This is a genomic window from Acinetobacter rongchengensis (genome assembly GCF_003611475.1).
Taxonomy (GTDB): Bacteria; Pseudomonadota; Gammaproteobacteria; order Pseudomonadales; family Moraxellaceae; genus Acinetobacter; species Acinetobacter rongchengensis.
In genome coordinates this window covers 1-1345 of sequence record NZ_RAXT01000146.1, presented here as the reverse complement: position 1 = coordinate 1345, position 1345 = coordinate 1, and the positions used below count along the sequence as shown (strand labels likewise).

General features: G+C 31.7%; 1 protein-coding gene and 1 pseudogene. Both read right to left on the bottom strand.

Going from position 1 to position 1345, the window contains the following annotated elements; translation table 11 throughout:
- Positions 1-4: 4 nt before the first annotated feature.
- Complete coding sequence (locus tag D7V20_RS19135; RefSeq protein ID WP_000073658.1) at positions 5-832, bottom strand: AraC family transcriptional regulator; 828 nt, start codon at positions 830-832, stop codon at positions 5-7.
- A 173-nt stretch (positions 833-1005) separates the two neighbouring features.
- A pseudogene (locus D7V20_RS19130) lies at positions 1006-1345 on the bottom strand (IS1 family transposase); the annotation flags it as partial.

Sequence of the window (1345 nt, the reverse complement as noted above, 5' to 3'; positions counted from 1 at the left end):
ATCTTCAAGATATATCTAGAACATTTGTGCACGCTTTTTGATATTGATTCAATGTTATGCCATAACAACGTTTAAACCATCGACCTAGATGACTTTGATCAGAAAAACAAAGATATGAAGCAACAGTTGTTGCTGATAATCCTTTTCTTAACAATTCTTTTGCCTTATTTAAACGGAGTTGGATCAGATATTGATGTGGAGAACAGTTAAAGTTTTTTTTAAATACACGGTTAATATAAAAACGATCTGTTTTCACCAATGTTGAGAGTGTTTGTAAGTCTAAATCATGAAAGAGACTTTCATGTAAAATTTCTTTTAGCTTTAATGCAATATTAGGTAATGTCTGGATAGACTTTTCACGTTTATATAAAATTTTTTTATTTACTAAGTTTTCTAATAAAAGATCTAAATACGTATCTTTCATCAATTGAGATTCATTGTTATTCAATATATTGTAGGTTGAAAGTATCAAATGTGAAAGTTGAGGATCAGAACGTAGGGTTGATTCGATAGCAAGTTCGATAGGCTCATTAAATATTCCTTCATAGCTTTTTTTTAACCATGCTGGATCTAAATGCATCATTTTATAAGTGAAGCCGAGAGGATCTGGTGCATTACCATCATGAACTTCTTCAGGTTCAAGCATGAAAGTTTGACCTTGATAGCTATCAATAATTTTTTTTCTACAATTGAATTGTTGATGTCCTAACTCTGTTACCCCTATAAGATAACTTGAGTGTAGATGAGGATCGTATGCAAAGCCTTTGAAGTGGGCATGAATTAGTTCTATACCTGTAGACTTATCCTGTGTGACATTGACCCAATTGCTCATATTTACTTAATTAGTCCTAATGGATTTAGCTTATCAAAAATTATCTAATGAAGAAATTCTAAAATTAACATAATACACCTTATACAAAATGCCCTTGTAAGCCCTTAATCAAGGGCATTTTTAGTCTCTACTTAACATAAAATTTTGGTGGTGCTTCAAAAAGTATGCTGCCTTTAAATGAAGCCATTATTGATGTAAAAGAAAAGAAGGCTAAATCAAAAGCTTTAAAATGGTTTTCAAGCTTTTTTGAAAAATTACAGCTTCTTCTGAAGCTACGCCTAATTCTATGCCTTATTTTGCAATTATTGCCTTCAATACCTACAGTAAAAAATTTACCAATACTTTGCTTACCATTTTTAAAAGCAGTGATGAAACTGTCCCAATGATCACTTGCAATTCGGGTGTAGTGAATATCTAATTGTTTAAGCTTTGTCTTCAATTGTTAGACTGTAGCTAAATCTCGTTTACCCCAAACATAAGCAACAATTTCACCTGTTTCTCGATGATAGGCGT